Source organism: Micromonospora sp. RB23 (assembly GCF_053585025.1).
On the sequence record NZ_CM132111.1, the window covers coordinates 5,123,691 to 5,139,504 of the forward strand.

Annotated in this window: 17 protein-coding genes; 1 reads left to right on the forward strand and 16 read right to left on the reverse strand. The window is 73.4% G+C overall.

Annotated elements, in window-relative coordinates:
* Positions 1–36: 36 nt before the first annotated feature.
* On the reverse strand, positions 37–1,125 hold the full coding sequence (locus tag ACTFTM_RS23210) for a histidinol-phosphate transaminase (protein WP_449562583.1): 1,089 nt from the start codon (positions 1,123–1,125) through the stop codon (positions 37–39).
* Entirely contained in the window at positions 1,122–2,444 is a 1,323-nt protein-coding gene (gene hisD, locus ACTFTM_RS23215; protein WP_449562584.1) for a histidinol dehydrogenase, read from the reverse strand. The genes ACTFTM_RS23210 and hisD overlap by 4 nt, the downstream gene beginning before the upstream one ends.
* A gap of 106 nt (positions 2,445–2,550) precedes the next feature.
* Between hisD and ACTFTM_RS23220 the strand changes: the two genes are divergently transcribed.
* Positions 2,551–3,255, forward strand: a complete 705-nt coding sequence (locus tag ACTFTM_RS23220) for an LON peptidase substrate-binding domain-containing protein (protein WP_449562585.1) — start codon at positions 2,551–2,553, stop codon at positions 3,253–3,255.
* On the opposite strand, the gene ACTFTM_RS23225 is transcribed toward ACTFTM_RS23220, so the two are convergent.
* The 14 genes from ACTFTM_RS23225 to ftsZ form a co-directional block, all read right to left on the reverse strand.
* Positions 3,170–4,003, reverse strand: coding sequence for a DUF2567 domain-containing protein (locus ACTFTM_RS23225; RefSeq protein ID WP_449562586.1), 834 nt, complete (start codon positions 4,001–4,003; stop codon positions 3,170–3,172). The genes ACTFTM_RS23220 and ACTFTM_RS23225 overlap by 86 nt on opposite strands.
* A gap of 56 nt (positions 4,004–4,059) precedes the next feature.
* Complete coding sequence (locus ACTFTM_RS23230; RefSeq protein WP_449562587.1) at positions 4,060–5,775, reverse strand: AAA family ATPase; 1,716 nt, start codon at positions 5,773–5,775, stop codon at positions 4,060–4,062.
* Between the two features lie 74 nt (positions 5,776–5,849).
* Positions 5,850–6,878, reverse strand: a complete 1,029-nt coding sequence (locus ACTFTM_RS23235; RefSeq protein ID WP_449562588.1) for a hypothetical protein — start codon at positions 6,876–6,878, stop codon at positions 5,850–5,852.
* 42 nt (positions 6,879–6,920) lie between these two features.
* Positions 6,921–7,865, reverse strand: coding sequence for an RluA family pseudouridine synthase (locus ACTFTM_RS23240; RefSeq protein WP_449562589.1), 945 nt, complete (start codon positions 7,863–7,865; stop codon positions 6,921–6,923).
* A complete protein-coding gene (lspA, locus tag ACTFTM_RS23245) occupies positions 7,862–8,476 on the reverse strand; it encodes a signal peptidase II (RefSeq protein ID WP_449562590.1) in 615 nt (204 codons plus the stop codon). Before lspA ends, ACTFTM_RS23240 begins: the two co-directional genes overlap by 4 nt.
* 66 nt (positions 8,477–8,542) lie before the next feature.
* Positions 8,543–8,962 (reverse strand): TraR/DksA family transcriptional regulator, encoded by a 420-nt coding sequence (locus ACTFTM_RS23250; RefSeq protein ID WP_355049476.1) that lies wholly within the window; start codon positions 8,960–8,962, stop codon positions 8,543–8,545.
* Positions 8,963–9,186: 224 nt separating this feature from the next.
* Positions 9,187–10,686, reverse strand: coding sequence for a potassium/proton antiporter (locus ACTFTM_RS23255; RefSeq protein WP_449562591.1), 1,500 nt, complete (start codon positions 10,684–10,686; stop codon positions 9,187–9,189).
* A 22-nt stretch (positions 10,687–10,708) separates the two neighbouring features.
* Positions 10,709–11,020 (reverse strand): DUF167 domain-containing protein, encoded by a 312-nt coding sequence (locus ACTFTM_RS23260; RefSeq protein WP_449562592.1) that lies wholly within the window; start codon positions 11,018–11,020, stop codon positions 10,709–10,711.
* 6 nt (positions 11,021–11,026) lie between these two features.
* Entirely contained in the window at positions 11,027–11,692 is a 666-nt protein-coding gene (locus ACTFTM_RS23265; protein ID WP_449562593.1) for a hypothetical protein, read from the reverse strand.
* Positions 11,693–11,772: 80 nt separating this feature from the next.
* Positions 11,773–12,576 (reverse strand): DivIVA domain-containing protein, encoded by an 804-nt coding sequence (locus tag ACTFTM_RS23270; protein WP_355049472.1) that lies wholly within the window; start codon positions 12,574–12,576, stop codon positions 11,773–11,775.
* Between the two features lie 44 nt (positions 12,577–12,620).
* Positions 12,621–12,926 carry a YggT family protein gene (locus tag ACTFTM_RS23275; RefSeq protein ID WP_449562594.1) on the reverse strand — a complete coding sequence of 102 codons (306 nt, stop codon included), beginning with the start codon at positions 12,924–12,926 and terminating at the stop codon, positions 12,621–12,623.
* A 30-nt stretch (positions 12,927–12,956) separates the two neighbouring features.
* Positions 12,957–13,652 carry a cell division protein SepF gene (locus tag ACTFTM_RS23280; protein WP_449562595.1) on the reverse strand — a complete coding sequence of 232 codons (696 nt, stop codon included), beginning with the start codon at positions 13,650–13,652 and terminating at the stop codon, positions 12,957–12,959.
* Between the two features lie 188 nt (positions 13,653–13,840).
* Positions 13,841–14,584 (reverse strand): YggS family pyridoxal phosphate-dependent enzyme, encoded by a 744-nt coding sequence (locus ACTFTM_RS23285; protein WP_449562596.1) that lies wholly within the window; start codon positions 14,582–14,584, stop codon positions 13,841–13,843.
* Between the two features lie 9 nt (positions 14,585–14,593).
* On the reverse strand, positions 14,594–15,709 hold the full coding sequence (ftsZ, locus tag ACTFTM_RS23290; RefSeq protein ID WP_449562597.1) for a cell division protein FtsZ: 1,116 nt from the start codon (positions 15,707–15,709) through the stop codon (positions 14,594–14,596).
* Between the last annotated feature and the right edge of the window lie 105 nt (positions 15,710–15,814).

Here is a 15,814-nt window from a genome sequence, read left to right on the forward strand (position 1 = left end):
CGGACCTTTCGGATAGCGACTGCGGGGCTGGCAAGCTCACTCCTCGCGCTCCCGTTGCACAGTCTCCATCGCAGTCAGAAAAGCATCCGTCTCGGCGGGCGTGCCGGCGGTCACCCGCAGCCAGCCGGGCAGGCCGACGTCACGGACCAGCACCCCCTGCTCCAGCAGGGCACGCCAGACCGTGGCCTGGTCGCCCCGCACCTCGAAGAGCACGAAGTTGGCGTCGCTGTCGGCCACCCGCAGGCCGCGAGCGCGCAGGGTCGCCACGATCCGGTCCCGCTGCGCCATGACTGCGGCCACCGTACCGAGCAGGGCGTCGCGGTAGGTCAGCGCCGCGCGGGCGGCGGCCTGGGTCAGCGCGGACAGGTGGTAGGGCAGGCGGACGAGCTGCACCGCCTCCACCACGGCCGGGTCGGCGGCCAGGTAACCCAGCCGGCCACCGGCGAAGCCGAACGCCTTGCTCATCGTGCGGGTCACCACGAGCCGCGGGTGGCCGGGCAGCACCGCGAGGGCGCTGACCGTGCCGGGCCGGGCGAACTCGGCGTACGCCTCGTCGACGACCACCATGCCGGGGGCGACGTCGAGCACGGCGGCGACGACCGCCGGGTCGAGAGCGGTGCCGGTCGGGTTGTTGGGTGAGCAGAGGAAAACCACGTCGGGCCGGTGCTCACGGACCTCGGCGACCGCCTCCTCGGCGGTCAACCCGAAGTCGACGCCGCGCCGCGCGGGCACCCACCGGGTGCCGGTGCCGAGGGCCAGCAGCGGGTGCATCGAGTACGACGGGACGAAGCCCAACGCGCTGCGCCCCGGCCCACCGAACGCCTGAAGAAGCTGCTGCTGGACCTCGTTCGAGCCGTTCGCCGCCCACACCTGCTCGACGGTGAGCCCGTGCCCCAGGTATTCGGCCAGGTCGGCGCGCAGCGCCACCGCGTCCCGGTCCGGGTAGCGGTTCAGGTCTCGCAGCTCGGCGGCGAGTGCCTTGCCGATCGCGTCCACCACCGACTCGGGCACCGGGTAGGAGTTCTCGTTGGTGTTGAGGCGCACCGCCACGTCGAGCTGCGGCGCCCCGTACGGCGACAGGCCACGCAGGTCGTCGCGGATCGGCAGACCGTCGAGGCCGCTCACGCCGGCTCCCCCGGAAAGCGGGCCTGCACGGCCTGGCCGTGCGCCGGCAGGTCCTCCACGGTCGCCAGGGTCACGACGTGCGGCGCGACCTCGCGCAGCGCAGCCTCGGTGTACTCGATGAGGTGCACCCCGCGCAGGAAGGACTGCACCGACAGCCCCGAGGAGTGCCGGGCGCAGCCACCGGTGGGCAGCACGTGGTTGGAGCCGGCGCAGTAGTCGCCGAGCGACACCGGCGACCAGGCGCCCACGAAGATCGCCCCGGCGTTGCGCACCCGCAGCGCCCACTCCCGGGCGTCGACCGTCTGGATCTCCAGGTGCTCGGCCGCGTACGCGTCGACCACCCGCAGCCCCGCCTCCAGGTCGTCGACGAGGACCACCCCGCTCTGCTCGCCGGTCAGCGCCGTGGTCACCCGCTCGGCGTGCTTGGTGGCCGGCACCTGCCGGGCCAGCTCCGCCTCGACCGCCTCGACGAGCGCCAGCGACGGCGTGACCAGGACACTCGCCGCGAGCGGGTCGTGTTCGGCCTGGCTGATCAGGTCGGCGGCGACGTGCGCCGGGTCGGCGGTGTCGTCGGCCAGGATGGCGATCTCGGTCGGGCCGGCCTCGGCGTCGATGCCGACCACGCCGCGCAGCAGCCGCTTGGCGGCCGTCACCCAGATGTTGCCCGGGCCGGTGACGAGGTCCACGGGCTCGCAGCGCAGGTCGCCACCCGGGTCGACGGCGGACCCGTACGCCAGCATCGCGACCGCCTGGGCGCCGCCGACCGCGTAGACCTCGTCGACGCCGAGCAGTGCGCACGCGGCGAGTACGCGGGGGTCGGGCAGACCGCCGTTGTCCTTCTGCGGCGGGCTGACCACCACCAGCGAGCGCACCCCGGCCGCCTGGGCCGGCACCACGTTCATCACCACCGTCGACGGGTACATGGCCAGGCCGCCGGGGACGTAGAGGCCGACCCGGTCGACGGGCAGCCACCGCTCGGTGACCGTGCCGCCGGGCACCACCTGGGTGACGTGGTCGGTGCGCCGCTGGTCGGCGTGCACCCTGCGGGCACGGCTGATCGACTCCAGCAGCGCGGCGCGTACCGCCGGGTCGAGCACACCCTCGGCCTCGGTGATCGCCTCGACGGGCACCCGCAGCACCTCGGGCGAGATGCCGTCGAACCGTTCGCTCGCCTCCCGGATCGCCGGGTACCCATGCTCGCGGACCGCCTCGACCAGCGGGCGGATCCGCTCGACGGCAACGGACACGTCGAGCTGGGCACGGGGCAGCAGACGGCGCGGGTCACCGAGACCGTCGCGCAGGTCGATCCGATTCAGCACCCTTGCGAGTCTAGGCGGCCCGCCCGCCGCCCACCCGAGCCGTCCGGTCGGCGGGACGGTGAGCCGGGCCACGCCGTCGCGGGCGCGATTGGTTAGGCTCGACGACGTGACCGCACGGCTGCCGGTGTTTCCGCTCGCAACGGTGCTCTTTCCCGGGTTGGTGCTGCCACTGCACATCTTCGAGGAGCGCTACCGGGCCCTGGTCCGGCACCTGGTCGACCTGCCCGAGGGCGCGCCGCGCGAGTTCGGCGTGGTGGCCATCCAGGCCGGCTGGGAGGTGGCCCCCACCGGGCCCGGCGCCCGCGCGGGCAACGGGGTCGGCGACGTCACCCTGCACGAGGTGGGCTGCACCGCCGAGCTGCGTCAGGTCACCGAACTGGCCGACGGCGGCTTCGACATCGTGACGGTCGGCCGGCGTCGCTTCCGGATCGCCGACGTCGAGGACGCCTCCGCGCCGTACCTGACGGCTTCGGTGGAATGGCTACCCGAGGCCACCGGGCCGGACGAGGTGGCCGACCTGCTGGCCGCCCGCGTGATCGCGGTGTTCCGGCAGTACCTGAGCCTGATCCGGCCGGACCCGGAGGAGATCTCCGAGCAGCTTCCGGAGGACCCGACGGTGCTGTCGCACCTGGTGGCGGCCACCGCCGCCCTGACCGTCGACGACCGGCAGCGGCTGCTCGCCATCGACGACACCGCCGCCCGGCTGCGCGCCGAGCTACGGCTGCTCAACCGCGAGGCGGCTCTGCTGCGCCAGGTGCGGGCGGTTCCGGTGCCGTTGTCGGAGCTGGCGTCCCCGCCGACACCCAACTGAACGACGCCGGGTCGGGTTCCGGGCGCAGCGACGGCCACCGCGACCAGCCGGCCAGCAGGGTGTACGTGACGGCGGCCCCGAACGCCGGCAGCAGCAGGTTGCCGTGCGGCACCGGCAGCACGTGCCCGAGCCAGTCGACGCCGCCGGCCCGCAGGTCGGCGGGTTTGCTGAAGGCCTGCCCCGCCGGGGCGGTGTCCAACAGCCGGTCGAACGTCGCCAGCCCGATCCGACGCCCCACCTGCCAGGCCACCGGGGCTGCGGCGAGCGTGCCCAGCACCGCGCCGAGCAGTCCGACCGGGCCGCGTCGCCGACGCAGCAGGAACCACAGGGCCAGCGCCGCGAGCACACCGAACGCCAACCCGAGCAGGCTGAACCAGCCGTCGGCGGCGATGGGCTGCTCCGGCTGGGGCTCGGCGTAGATCGCCCCCTCGGCGGTCTTGAGCACCGGGGTGTCCGGCGCGAACGCCGCCCAGAGCAGCCCGAGCGGCGCGCCCAGCACGGCCAGCGCGAGCGCCGAGCCGAGCACCGTCGCCACCGTCCGCAGCGGCCGGCGCGGCTCGTCGGGGGCCAGCTCCACGTCGCTCGGGTACGCCGGCACGGCGGCACTCCCGTCGGGGGCCGACCCGAACGACGGCCCGGCGGGCGGGGTGGACTCGCCCGGCGGCGGCACGGCCGACGGTTGGGGTGGCGCGGTGCGGTCGTCGGGGATGTCGGCGTGCCGCTCAGGGTCGGGGTTGTCCGGGCTCACCCGATGATCCTCTCAGGCCCCGCGACGGGCCGGGGCGCCGGTGGCGGCGAACCAGCTCACCGGGCGAACGGCTCCGCCATGGCCGCGGCGGCCCGCAGCCACGCCTGGCGGGTCTCGGGCTGGAGCTGGTGGTATTCGATCGACGATCCGGTCTCCAACGCCGGGTCGTACGGCACCACGGCCACCGCGCGGGTACGCGTCGCGAAGTGCCGTTCCAGGTCGTCCTGCAAGGACGAGCGGCCGGGCGTGGGGCAGGAGATGAGGGTGACCGCGTTGTCGGCCAGCTCCCCCATGCCCTCCTCGTGCAGCAGGTCGAGCATCCAGTCGGCGCTGAACGCCGCGTCCTCGCGGGGCACGGTGGTGACCACCAGTTGGTCGGCGGCGTGCATCACGGTGCGCCAGTTGGGGCTCTCCACGTTGTTGCCGGTGTCGACGCAGATCACGTCGTGCGTACGCCGCAACAGGTCGAGCACCCGCTTGACGGTGAACTGGTCGAGCCGTTGGGCGAAGCGGGGACTCTCCTCGCCGGCCAGCACGTCGTACGAGCCGTCGGAGGCGTGCCGGAGGTAGTCGTCCAGCCGTTCCAGCAGGGTCGCGCCCTCCAGGATCTCGATCTGGGCGAGGTCGCTGACCAGGTGCCGGATGGTGCGGGCGTGCCGGGCGCTGCCGGCGCGCAACCCGAGGGTGCCGCGCAGCTCGTTGTCGTCCCAGGCCAGTACGCCCCGCCCCCGCACGCTTCCGACGGTGGCGGCGGCGAGCACCGTGGCGGTGGTCTTGTGCACCCCGCCCTTGGGGTTGGCGAACGCGAACACCCGAGGTGTGCCCAGCTCGCGGCGGAGCACTCCGGTGGCACGCTCGGACTCTTGGTCGGCGCCCTGGGGACGCCACTCGATCCGGGGCGGGTAGCCGCGCTCGGCGACCGCCGAGCCGGGCGGGGTGACCGACGCGACCGGCGGCGGTGCGACGGGCGGGGCGGGCGGCGGTGCGACGGGCGGGGCGGGTAGCGGCGCGACCGGCGGCGGTGCGACGGTGAGTGCCTGCGGTGGCGCCGGCGGCGCGGGGGCCGGATAGCCGGTCTCCGGCTGGTAACCGGTCTCCAGCAGCGCGTACCGGGACTCGCCGGCGGGGTTGCCCGGCCGGTAGCCGTTGTCCAGGATCGCGTAGCGCGACTCCGGCTCGGCACGGCGCGGCGGCTCCGGCTCGGCCTGGTAGGCCGGCTCGGCCTGATAACCCGGCTCGGCCCGATAGGTCGGCTCGGCCCGGTAACCGGGCTCGGCGCGGTACGTCGGCTCGACCCCGTAGGTGGGCTCGGCACGGTACGTCGGCTCGGCGCGGTAGTCCGGCTCGGCGCGGTAGGCGGGCTCCGAGCGGTACGCGGGCTCGGCGCGGTAGTCCGGCTCGGCACGGTAGTCCGGCTCAGACCGGTACGCCGGCTCGGCACGGTAGTCCGGCTCAGACCGGTATCCCGGTTCGGCGCGGTAGGCGGGGTCGACCCGGTACGTCCCCTCGGCCCGGTAACCGGGCTCCTGGCCGTACGACAGATCGGCCGGATGCCCGATGGCCGACGCGCGCCCCGCGTAGCCGTTGGGGGCCGCGCGTCGCGGCAGTGGGTCCGGAGTCGCCTCGTCGGCACGGCGCTCGGGCTCGGGCTGCTCCGCCGCCCGGCCGCCCAGCCGGGCACGGTCGAGCAACGCCCGCCACCTCGGCGCTGGTTCGGCCGGCCGGCCCCAGCCGGTCTCGCTGCCCTCCACGGCCCGCCCTCCCAGCGCCATCGATCTCTGCCTGACAGGCTACGAACCAAACCCTATTCGGACCACACCTGGGGACGCACGCCGCCCGGCGTAGATCACGGTGGGGAGGTTGCCAGCAACCCGGCGTCGGACGCGTCCGGGGAGGTGGCGACAGTCGGCGGGGCGGGTTCGGTGGACTGCGCCGGGGTCGTCTCGGGTGGCGCAATCGTTACGAGCGGTGCGGGTTCCGACGATTCGCCCATCGGCACCGGCGGTCTCGGGGTGCTCGACGTCGACCCGTCACTCGCGCGCGGCGTCGGCGTCGGACTCGGCCCGTTGTCGGCCGGCGGGCGGACCACGTCACGCTGCTCGGGCAGCGGCGGCGTGAAGACCGTACGGTCGAGCCGGTACACCTCGGGCGCCGGATCGACGGCCCGCACGTCCGGGCGGGAGGCCACCCGTCGCAGCGCCTCCGGCGCGGCGCGCACCACCGCCGCGTAGACGCAGGCGCAGCCGGCCCGGTACGCCTCGGCCTCGGCGCTGGCCACGTCGGCACCGACGACGTACCGCTCCCGCAGCTCGCGTTCGGCGACGCCGTCGCCGCGCACCGCGGCGGCCCGCGCCCGGTAGTCGGCGGCCTCGCCGTCCTTACGGGCGGCCACCCGTTCCATCTGTGCGAGCACGTCGTCGGGCACCCGCAGGGCGGGGATGCGGACGATCTCGGTCTGCCGGCCGGGCAGCGGGACCCGTCCGAAGACCGTCGACACCGACACGTCGCCGAGCACCGTGGCCAGTCGGTGCGGCGGCAGGTACGCGTCGAGCGTGACCAACGCGTACGTCCCGTCCACGGCGGCCGGGGCGGCCGGGCCCAACGCGGCCAGGTCGGCCGCGGCGGAGCTGACGTAGCCCGGGACGGAGTCGCCGTCGGCCACCCCGACGCGGGTCACCTCGCCCACCGTCGTGTCGCCCACCGGGGCGTCGTCGACGGCCCAGACGGCGGTGCCCAGCACCGCCGCCGTGGAGAGCACGGCGGCCCAGGTGAGCACCCCGGATCGCGTCGGACGATCACCGAGACGGGCCACCGCCCGGGTCAGCGGCGGCAACAGCCGCTGGTCCAGCTGCCGCAGCAGGTCGCCGGCGCGCACGGGCGGGATCCCCTCGTCAGATCGATGTCGGGTGGTCGCCGCTCAGTCACGCAGGATCTCAAGCGCACGTTCCAGATCGTCAGGGTAGTCGCTGACGAACCGGACCTCGTCCCCCGAACGGGGATGCAAAAAGCTCAGTTCGCGGGCGTGCAGCCACTGACGGGACAGACCGAGGCGGGCCGAGAGGGTGGGATCGGCACCGTACGTGAGGTCACCCACGCAGGGGTGCCGCAGGGTGGAGAAGTGCACCCGGATCTGGTGGGTCCGGCCGGTCTCCAACCGGACGTCGACCAGGCTGGCGGCCGGGAACGCCTCGAGGGTGTCGTAGTGGGTGATGCTCGGCTTGCCGCCGGACACCACGGCCCAGCGGTAGTCGTGGGTGGGGTGCCGGTCGATCGGCGCGTCGACGGTGCCCCGCAGCGGATCCAGGTGGCCCTGCACCACGGCGTGGTAGCCCTTGTCGACCTCGCGGTACTTGAAGGCCCGCTTCAACGCGGTGTACGCCTGCTCGCTCTTGGCCACCACCATGATTCCCGTGGTGCCCACGTCGAGGCGGTGCACGACGCCCTGGCGCTCGGCGGCGCCGCTGGTGGAGATGCGGTGGCCGATCGCGGCGAGCCCGCCGATCACCGTCGGGCCGGTCCATCCCGGGCTGGGATGCGCGGCCACCCCGACAGGCTTGTCGACCACGACGATGTCGTCGTCGGCGTACACGACGCGCAGGCCCGGCACCGCCTGCGGCACCACGGTCGGCGGCGCGACCGGCGCGGGCAGCGTGACGTCCAGCCAGGAGCCGGCCTTGACCTTGTGGGAGTTGGGTCGGGTGGCACCGTCGACGAGGGCGTCGCCCGCGTCGACGAGGGCGGCCGCGGCGGTCCGGGAGAGACCGAACAGCCGGGACACCGCCTGGTCCAGGCGCATGCCGTCGAGACCGTCGGGTACGGGCAGGGAACGCTGGTCGCCGCCGGCGGCGAAGGCGGAGGTCATGCCCGCTCCCGCTGCTCGGCGTCGGCGGTGGCGTCCGCGTCCTTGAGGGCGCCGACACCGCCGGCCCGCCGGCCGTCGCGCTGCCGGCCGGTCAGTTCGAGCAGCACGGCCAGCACCACGCCGCAGACGAGCGAGCTGTCGGCCAGGTTGAACACCGGGAAGTACTCGCCGTACGGCCCGAAGACGCTGATCATGTCGACCACGTGGCCGTGGAAGGGGGCGGGCGCCCGGAAGATCCGGTCCATGAGGTTGCCCAGTGCCCCGCCGAGCACCAGGCCGAGGGAGATCGCCCACGGCAGCGACCGCAGCCGCAGCGCCATCCAGACGATCCAGCCGACCACACCGATGGTGATCAGCGGGAACACCCAGGTGTAGTCCGCCCCGATGCTCCAGGCGGCGCCACTGTTGCGGGTCAGGCTGAAGTAGACCAGCCCGCCCAGCACCCGCACCGGCTCGCGGTCGGTGAGGGTGGCCAGCGCGAGGTGCTTGGTCACCAGGTCGGCCAGCAGGGCCACCAGGGCCACTCCGGCGAGGATCGCGACGGCCCGGGGCCGGGGTTTACCGCCGTCCGGGTCGGTGCGGCCGGGTTGGGCGGGCGGTGCTGCGGTCATGCGCTCCCCATCGAGGTGTCTCGGCGGTGATCGCTCACCGTCTCGTCGCAGACGGGGACCGGGCTTTCAGCGCCGCTCCTCCAACTGCTTGCACGTCACGCACAGGGTGGCCGACGGGAAGGCGGCGAGGCGCTCGACCGGGATCGGGTTGCCGCACCGCTCGCACCAGCCGTAACCACCCTCGTCGAGGCGCTCCAGGGCGCGCTCGACCTGCGTGATCCGTTCCAGGATGCTGTTGGCGAGAGAGATCTCCTGCTCCCGCTCGAACGTTTTGGTGCCGGTGTCGGCCTGGTCGTCCCCGGCCGAGTCCGTCAACCGCTCGCGCTGCAGCTCGGTGATCTCGCTCAGCGTCTGATCGTACTCGGCGCGAAGCTCGTCCCGCCGCGCCGCCAGCGCCGCCCGGATCTTCTCGGTCTCCGCCGCGCTGCGGGTGGCCTTGGCCACCGGCTTGCGGCCGGCGGTCCTGGTGTCGGCTGGCTTCGCCATGGGTCGCTCCCTCGGCCGGGGAGCCGCGCGGTCGCGGCACCTGGTCAGGGGGCGTCGACGACGGCGTCCCCCGAGTACGAAAAGGGGCGCACGGCGACAATGGCCGCGCACTCCCGAGGTTGGCAAGAATACGGAACGTACAGGCGTCCGACAACGTGGCGCACCGTCGTGCCGCTGAACCGCCCCGAGCCCTGCCGAACTGGGGCAAAGGGAACGCTAGCAGATCAACCGACCGTCTCATCCCCGTACTCGCCAAACCATCGGGCCAGCCGACCCCGCCGGCTGACGGCTCGCAGCCGACGTTCGGCGGCGTCACGTACCCCACCGGTGGCGACGATCAGCAGGCTGTCGCCGGTCTTCAGCCGGGTGTCCGGGCCGGGCACGAAACCCACCCCGTCGCGCAGCACCAGGGTCACCGAGGCGCCCAGCGGCAACCGCAGCTCGTCGACGTGCACGCCGGCCAGCCGGGAGCCCGGCGGCACCTCCAGTTGCAACAGGTCGGCGCGCATCCGCTCGAGCGGGGCGGTCTCCACATGGATCTCGGTGGCCTCGGCCGGCGCGGTGGTTCCCAACCGCCGGGCGAGCGGACCGAGCGTGCCGGTCTGCACCAGAGTGAAGATCACCACCAGCACGAAGACCGCGTCGAAGAGGCGTTCCGCGCCCGGCACCCGTTGCGAGAGCGGGATGGTGGCCAGCACGATCGGCACCGCCCCGCGCAGTCCGGCCCAGGACAGGAACGCCTGCTCCCGCAGGCCCACCCGGAACGGCAACGCCGAGACCGCCACCGACAGCGGCCGGGCCAGCAGCACCAGCGCCAGCCCGGCGACCACCGCCGGCAGCACCGCCGCGTCCAACCGGCCCGGCGCGACCAGCAGCCCGAGCAGCACGAACAGCCCGATCTGCGCGAGCCAGGCCAGCCCGTCGGCGAAGCCGAGGATCGCCTGCCGGTGCGGCAGGCGGGCGTTGCCCAGCAGCACCCCCGCCACGTAGACGGCGAGGAAACCCGACGCGTGCAGCACGGCGCCGGCGGCGTACGCCAGGACGGTGATCCCCACCGCCGCGATCGGATACAGGCCGGCCGACGGCAGCGCCGCCCGGCGCAGCGCCCAGGTGCCGGCCAGACCCGCGCCCACGCCCACGGCGGCGCCGACGCCCAGCTCGTAACAGACCAGCGCGACCTCGTACCACCAGGGATGCGACAGGCCACGGTGCGAGAGCAGCACCACCAGCAGCACCACCGGGGCGTCGTTCATGCCCGACTCGGCCTCCAGCGTGGCCACCAGGCGCGGCGGCAACCGCAGCCGCCGCAGGGTGGCGAACACCGCCGCGGCGTCGGTGGAGGAGAGCACCGCGCCGTAGAGCAGCGCCAGCCGCCAGTCCAGTCCCAACAACAGGTGTACGGCGACGCCGACCACCACGATGCTGACCACCACGCCGACCGTGGAGAGCGCGGACGCCAGCGGAAGCACCGGACGCAGGGTGCTCCACCGGGCGGTGAGGCCACCCTCGGCGATGATCACGATCAGCGCGCAGAAGCCGAGGGTCCGGGTCAGGTCGACGTCGTCGAAGCGGATACCGAGCCCGGCCTCGCCGATGGCCACGCCGAGCGCCAGGTAGACCAGCAGGCTGGGCACCCCGAGGCGGGTCGAGAGCCGGACCGCGCCGACCGCCACCAGCAGCACGGCCGCGCCGAGGAGCAGCGCGATGTCCAGCCCGGGCGTCACGGTTGCCGGGCCCGGGCGGTCCTCACCCCGCGGCCCCGTCGCGCAGTCGGCGCAGCACGTCGGGCAGCTCGGGGGCGGGCCGGTCGACGAGGAAGAGCTTGTCCCGGCTGGCCGCGCCGGTGCGCAGCGACACCGCCGCCGGCCGGACGCCCAGCGCGGCGGCGAGGGCGCGGCGGGCCGCCTCGGTCGCCCGACCGTCCACCGCCGGCGCGTGTACGGCGATCACCAGAGCCGGGCCGTGCGGGCCGTCGAAGCGACCACCGACGGCGTCACGGGAGGCGGACGGCTTCACCCGTACCGCCACGGTGAGCGCGTCCTGCGGGGGCACCGGCACCGCGTCTCAGATCGGTCGGGCGTCGATGAGCAGGGCGGTGGCCGGCGCGCACGCCGCGCACGGCGTGAAGCCGAGTTCGACGGCCTCGGCGACGGGAAGCGTCTCGGGAACCCGGCCGATGAGATGCGGGCAGGCGGCCAGGTGGTAGCGGGGCCGTCCGTCCACCACCTCGACCGGGTCGGGCAGCCGGGAGATGCGGGCCGCCTCGGCGGGGGTGATCGGCTGCTCCGCGGGCTCGTCGGTCAGAGCGTCGGCGGCCACGGCGTCCGCCCGGTACGCCTCGTCGGCACGGGCCACGAACGGTGACGCCGGACTGACCGGCTCGGGGTCGGACGGCGGCTCGGGTGGTTGCCGCCACCCGATGCCGCCGTCACCGACCGTCGAAGGTACGTGCTGGACCGGCACGTCCGGCTCGGCCAGCGGTGGCCCGTACGGGGAACCCGTTCCGGCCCGGCTGGCGGAGCGGAACGCCCCACGGTCTTGCGGGCCGATCCGGCCGGGATCCGCCGAGGCGCGGTTGGCGGCTGCCTGGCGGGCGCCCACCACCAACGCCACGGCGGCCAGCAGACTGGCCGCGATGGAGATGGTCAACAGAATGCTGGAGCCACCGGCCAGGCCGAACACCAGCAGAACCACAGCGACGAGGATGAGCAGGAGACTCGCGACTATCACGGCTCACCCCCGCCGCGTCGTACCGTCCAGGCGGGGCCGGCGACCGTCACCATCTGCGGAGAACGATCGCCGGCCGGTGCTCAGCGTCCGGCTTCGAGGGCGCCGGAGCGCCCGCCGCCGTACGAGCCGGCGAGGCCCGCCGCGGCCAACCCGTTGCCGCCGGCGACCCGGCCTGCCTCGGATCGGGTCATCTCGGCTTCGAGGCCCTGGCCACGACCGTCGAGGTCCCGCAGCTGGCTCTCCAGGTACGCCTTGAGCCGGGTGCGGTACTCGCGCTCGAACTGCTTGAGCTCCTCGATGTGCTTCTGCAGGGCCGTGCGCTTGGCGTCCAGGCCGCCCATGGCCTCCTGGTGCCGCTGGCGGGCGTCCCGCTCCAGGGCGTCGGCCTTCGCGCGTGCCTCGCGGGTCACCTCCTCGGCCTTGCTGCGCGCCTCGGACAGCAGGCTGTCGGCCTCGCGACGGGCGTCGGACACGTGGTCGTCGGCGGTGCGCTGGGCCATCATCAGCACCCGCAGCGCCTGCTGCTCACCGTCGCCGGTGACGCCGGCCGGGCCGCCGGTCGCGCGGACCTGCTCCAGCTCGGCCTGCATGGCGCGGGCGGCCTGCTCGGCAGCGGACTTGTCGCGCTGGACCCGGTCGAGCTGGGCCTTGACGTCGTTGAGCTCCGCCGCCAGTCGGGCGTCGCCGCCGGGGCCGGCGGGGGCACCGCCACGGCCGCCGCGCTCCACCTGGGCGCGCAGCTCGTTGTTCTCCTCGATGAGACGGGCGAGCTCGCGCTCTACCTCGTCCAGGAAGGCGTCGACCTCCTCCTCGTCATACCCCCGCTTGCCGATCGGCGGCTTTTTGAAGGCGACGTTGTGAACGTCGGCCGGGGTCAGCGGCATCGAAACTCCTCGGGTCAGTTGCGGCCGCGAAAGCGCGTCGGTCATCAGGCAGTTGCCCCGATCGACGGCCCTAACACGAACTCCATCAGCACGAACAGGATAACCAGGAGCACAAGGGAGGCCAGGTCGATGCTCACGGTACCAATTCGCAGCGGAGGGATCACACGCCTCAACGCGTTGAGAGGGGGATCAGTGACGCTCCACACGGATTCAAGTCCTGCCGCCGCTCCGCGCCCCGGCTGCCACCGGCGGCCGTACTGCAGGACGGCGCTCAACACGAACCGGGACAGAAGAAGAAGCAGGAAGACATAAAGGACCAGGTACAACACTTGCAGCAAGATCGACAACACGGTCAGCGACGTCCCTCGGGTCGGGCGGGGTCAACTCAGGCTGAAAAAACCGCCCTCAGCGATCTTGGCCTTGTCCTCAGCGGTGACCTGGACATTGGCCGGTGAGAGCAGGAACACCCGATTGGTCACGCGCTCGATCGTACCGCGCAGCCCGAACGCCAGACCGGCCGCGAAGTCAACCAGACGGCGGGCGTCGGCCTCGTCCATCTCGGTGAGGTTGATGATCACCGGTACGCCGTCGCGGAAGTGCTCACCGATGGTGCGCGCCTCCCGGTAGGTGGTCGGGTGCAGGGTGGTGATCTGGTAGCGCTGCTCCTCCTCGGGCACGACCACGCGCTCGCGCGTCACGGCCTGCGGCGCGAGAGCCAGGTTGTCGCGCGTGTGGTATGTCAGCGCGCCCGACGTCTCGCTCGCCGGCGACCGCGTGATCGACCGTACGCTGGACCGCTCGGCCCGCTCCGGCCGCTCGGTGTCACCACGGTCGGACTCGGCGCCCCGCCCGGTCGACCGCTCGGAGAGCCGACCCCGCTCGCTCGCGCGTGGCCGGGGAGCCGGCGGCTCCTCGGTGTCGTCGTCGTCATCGTCGGCGAACTCCTCGGCGTACCGGCTCTGCCGGTAGCGCGAGTCACGGTAACCACCCTTGTCGTAGTCACCGTCGTCGTAGGCCCGCTCGTCGTCTTCCTCGACGAGACCGAGCCAGACCCCCGCCTTGCGCAGTGCACCCATCCCGCGCCCTTCCGTCCGCCGTGCGGCACTCGCCCCCGTGCCATGTCGCCCGTCGCGAATGGACAACCATGCCCATCGGACGAGGACGGCAATCCCCTGACATGCGATTCGCGTCGCGTGTCACGACCCCCACAGGATCGGCCGTCCCTGAAACAACACTGATGTAATTTGCCTGTCTCGCGGTCAGGCTACCGCAGCGTGGGACGCATTCCGAGCAACGCGCTACCGACGCGGACATGTGTCGCGCCGTAGCGGATCGCGATTTCCAGGTCGCCGCTCATTCCGGCCGACAACGCTGTCGCTCCCGGGTGGACCGACCGGAACGCCTCGGCGATCTCGGCCAGGCGGGCGAAGGCCCGCTCCGGCGGCCAGCCCAGCGGCGCGACCGCCATGAGGCCGGCCAGCCGCAGCGTGGACGCCTCGGCGACCGCCGCGGCGACCGTGTCCAGACCGGACTCCGGATCGGCCGACCCGGGCAGAGCGCCGCCCCGCGCCGGATCGCCGTCGATGCTCACCTGCACCAGGGCGTCCAGCGGCCGTTCCCGCTGTGCCGCCGCGCCGTCCAGGGCCCGGGCCAGCCGTACGCTGTCCACCGAGTGCACGACGTCGGCGTAACGCACCACCGAACGGGCCTTGTTGCGCTGCAACTGCCCGATGAAGTGCCAGCGTGGACGGACCCCTGCGGCGGCCACCTCGGCCGCCTTGCCGGCGGCCTCCTGGTCGCGGTTCTCCCCCATGTCGGTCACGCCGAGCCCGGCCAACGCCACCACGTCCCCGGCCGGGTACGTCTTGGTCACCGCGATCATCGTGACGTCGGCGGGGTCCCGGGCCGCCTGGTCGCAGGCTTCGGCGATCCGGGCCCGTACCGTCGCCAGACCGGCCGCGAGTTCGGCGCGCCGGTCCGGTCGTACCGTGGCTGAGCTGTCGGTCATCGGCGGCGCTCAGGAGCCGTTCTTGAGGAAGTCGGGGACGTCCACGTCGTCGAAGAGCACCCGGCGCGGCGACTGCGTCGGGGCCGGCAGGGTGGCCGGCGGCGGCACCGGAGTGGACTGCGGCGCCGGCTGGTTGGTGTTGGTCTTGCGGGTCGGCTCGGCCGCCTTGTACGCGGGCGTGCCGCCGTCGAAGCCCGCCGCGATGACCGTCACCCGCACCTCGTCACCGAGCGCGTCGTCGATGACCGCGCCGAAGATGATGTTGGCGTCCGGGTGGGCCGCGTCGGTGACCAGTTGGGCCGCGTCGTTGATCTCGAACAGGCCCAGGTCGGAGCCGCCGGCGATGGAGAGCAGCACGCCCCGCGCGCCGTCCATGCTCTGCTCCAGCAGCGGGCTCGAGATGGCCGCCTCGGCCGCCTCGACCGCGCGGTTCTCCCCGCGGGCGCTGCCGATGCCCATCAACGCGCTGCCCGCGCCGCTCATCACGCTCTTGACGTCGGCGAAATCCAGGTTGATCAGACCCGGGGTGGTGATCAGGTCGGTGATGCCCTGCACACCGGAGAGCAGCACCTGGTCGGCGGTGCGGAACGCGTCCATCATGCTGATGTTGCGGTCGCCGAGCGCCAGCAGCCGGTCGTTCGGGATGACGATCAGGGTGTCGCACTGGTTGCGCAGTTCGTCTATCCCGGACTCGGCCTGCACCTGGCGGCGCTTGCCCTCGAACGAGAAGGGCCGGGTCACCACGCCGATGGTCAGCGCGCCGAGCTTGCGGGCGATGTTCGCCACCACGGGCGCGCCGCCGGTGCCGGTGCCGCCGCCCTCGCCGCAGGTCACGAAGACCATGTCGGCGCCCTTGAGCACCTCCTCGATCTCGTCGCGGTGGTCCTCGGCGGCGTTCTTGCCCACGTCCGGGTTGGCGCCCGCGCCCAGCCCACGGGTCAGCTCGCGGCCGACGTCGAGCTTGACGTCGGCGTCGCTCATCAGCAGCGCCTGGGCATCGGTGTTGATCGCGATGAACTCGACGCCCTTGAGCCCAACCTCGATCATCCGGTTGACGGCGTTGACGCCGCCGCCCCCGATGCCGACGACCTTGATGACCGCCAGGTAGTTGTGCGGAGGTGTCATCTCCGGTCCTTTCCCTTCGAGATTGGCTTCGACCGACCGGGTACGGCGTGGCCAGCCCAGCGGCCGACGACAGCGCCACCAGCGAGGATCAGAGGTGAACCCTCA

Bases quoted from the DNA above. Each gene is read 5' to 3' on its own strand.
- ACTFTM_RS23270 (WP_355049472.1), bottom strand. From the start codon at position 12,576: ATGCCGCTGACCCCGGCCGACGTTCACAACGTCGCCTTCAAAAAGCCG.
- ftsZ (WP_449562597.1), bottom strand. From the start codon at position 15,709: ATGACACCTCCGCACAACTACCTGGCGGTCATCAAGGTCGTCGGCATC.
- ACTFTM_RS23250 (WP_355049476.1), bottom strand. From the start codon at position 8,962: ATGGCGAAGCCAGCCGACACCAGGACCGCCGGCCGCAAGCCGGTGGCC.
- ACTFTM_RS23240 (WP_449562589.1), bottom strand. From the start codon at position 7,865: ATGACCTCCGCCTTCGCCGCCGGCGGCGACCAGCGTTCCCTGCCCGTA.
- ACTFTM_RS23285 (WP_449562596.1), bottom strand. From the start codon at position 14,584: ATGACCGACAGCTCAGCCACGGTACGACCGGACCGGCGCGCCGAACTC.
- lspA (WP_449562590.1), bottom strand. From the start codon at position 8,476: ATGACCGCAGCACCGCCCGCCCAACCCGGCCGCACCGACCCGGACGGC.
- ACTFTM_RS23230 (WP_449562587.1), bottom strand. From the start codon at position 5,775: ATGGCGCTGGGAGGGCGGGCCGTGGAGGGCAGCGAGACCGGCTGGGGC.
- ACTFTM_RS23280 (WP_449562595.1), bottom strand. From the start codon at position 13,652: ATGGGTGCACTGCGCAAGGCGGGGGTCTGGCTCGGTCTCGTCGAGGAA.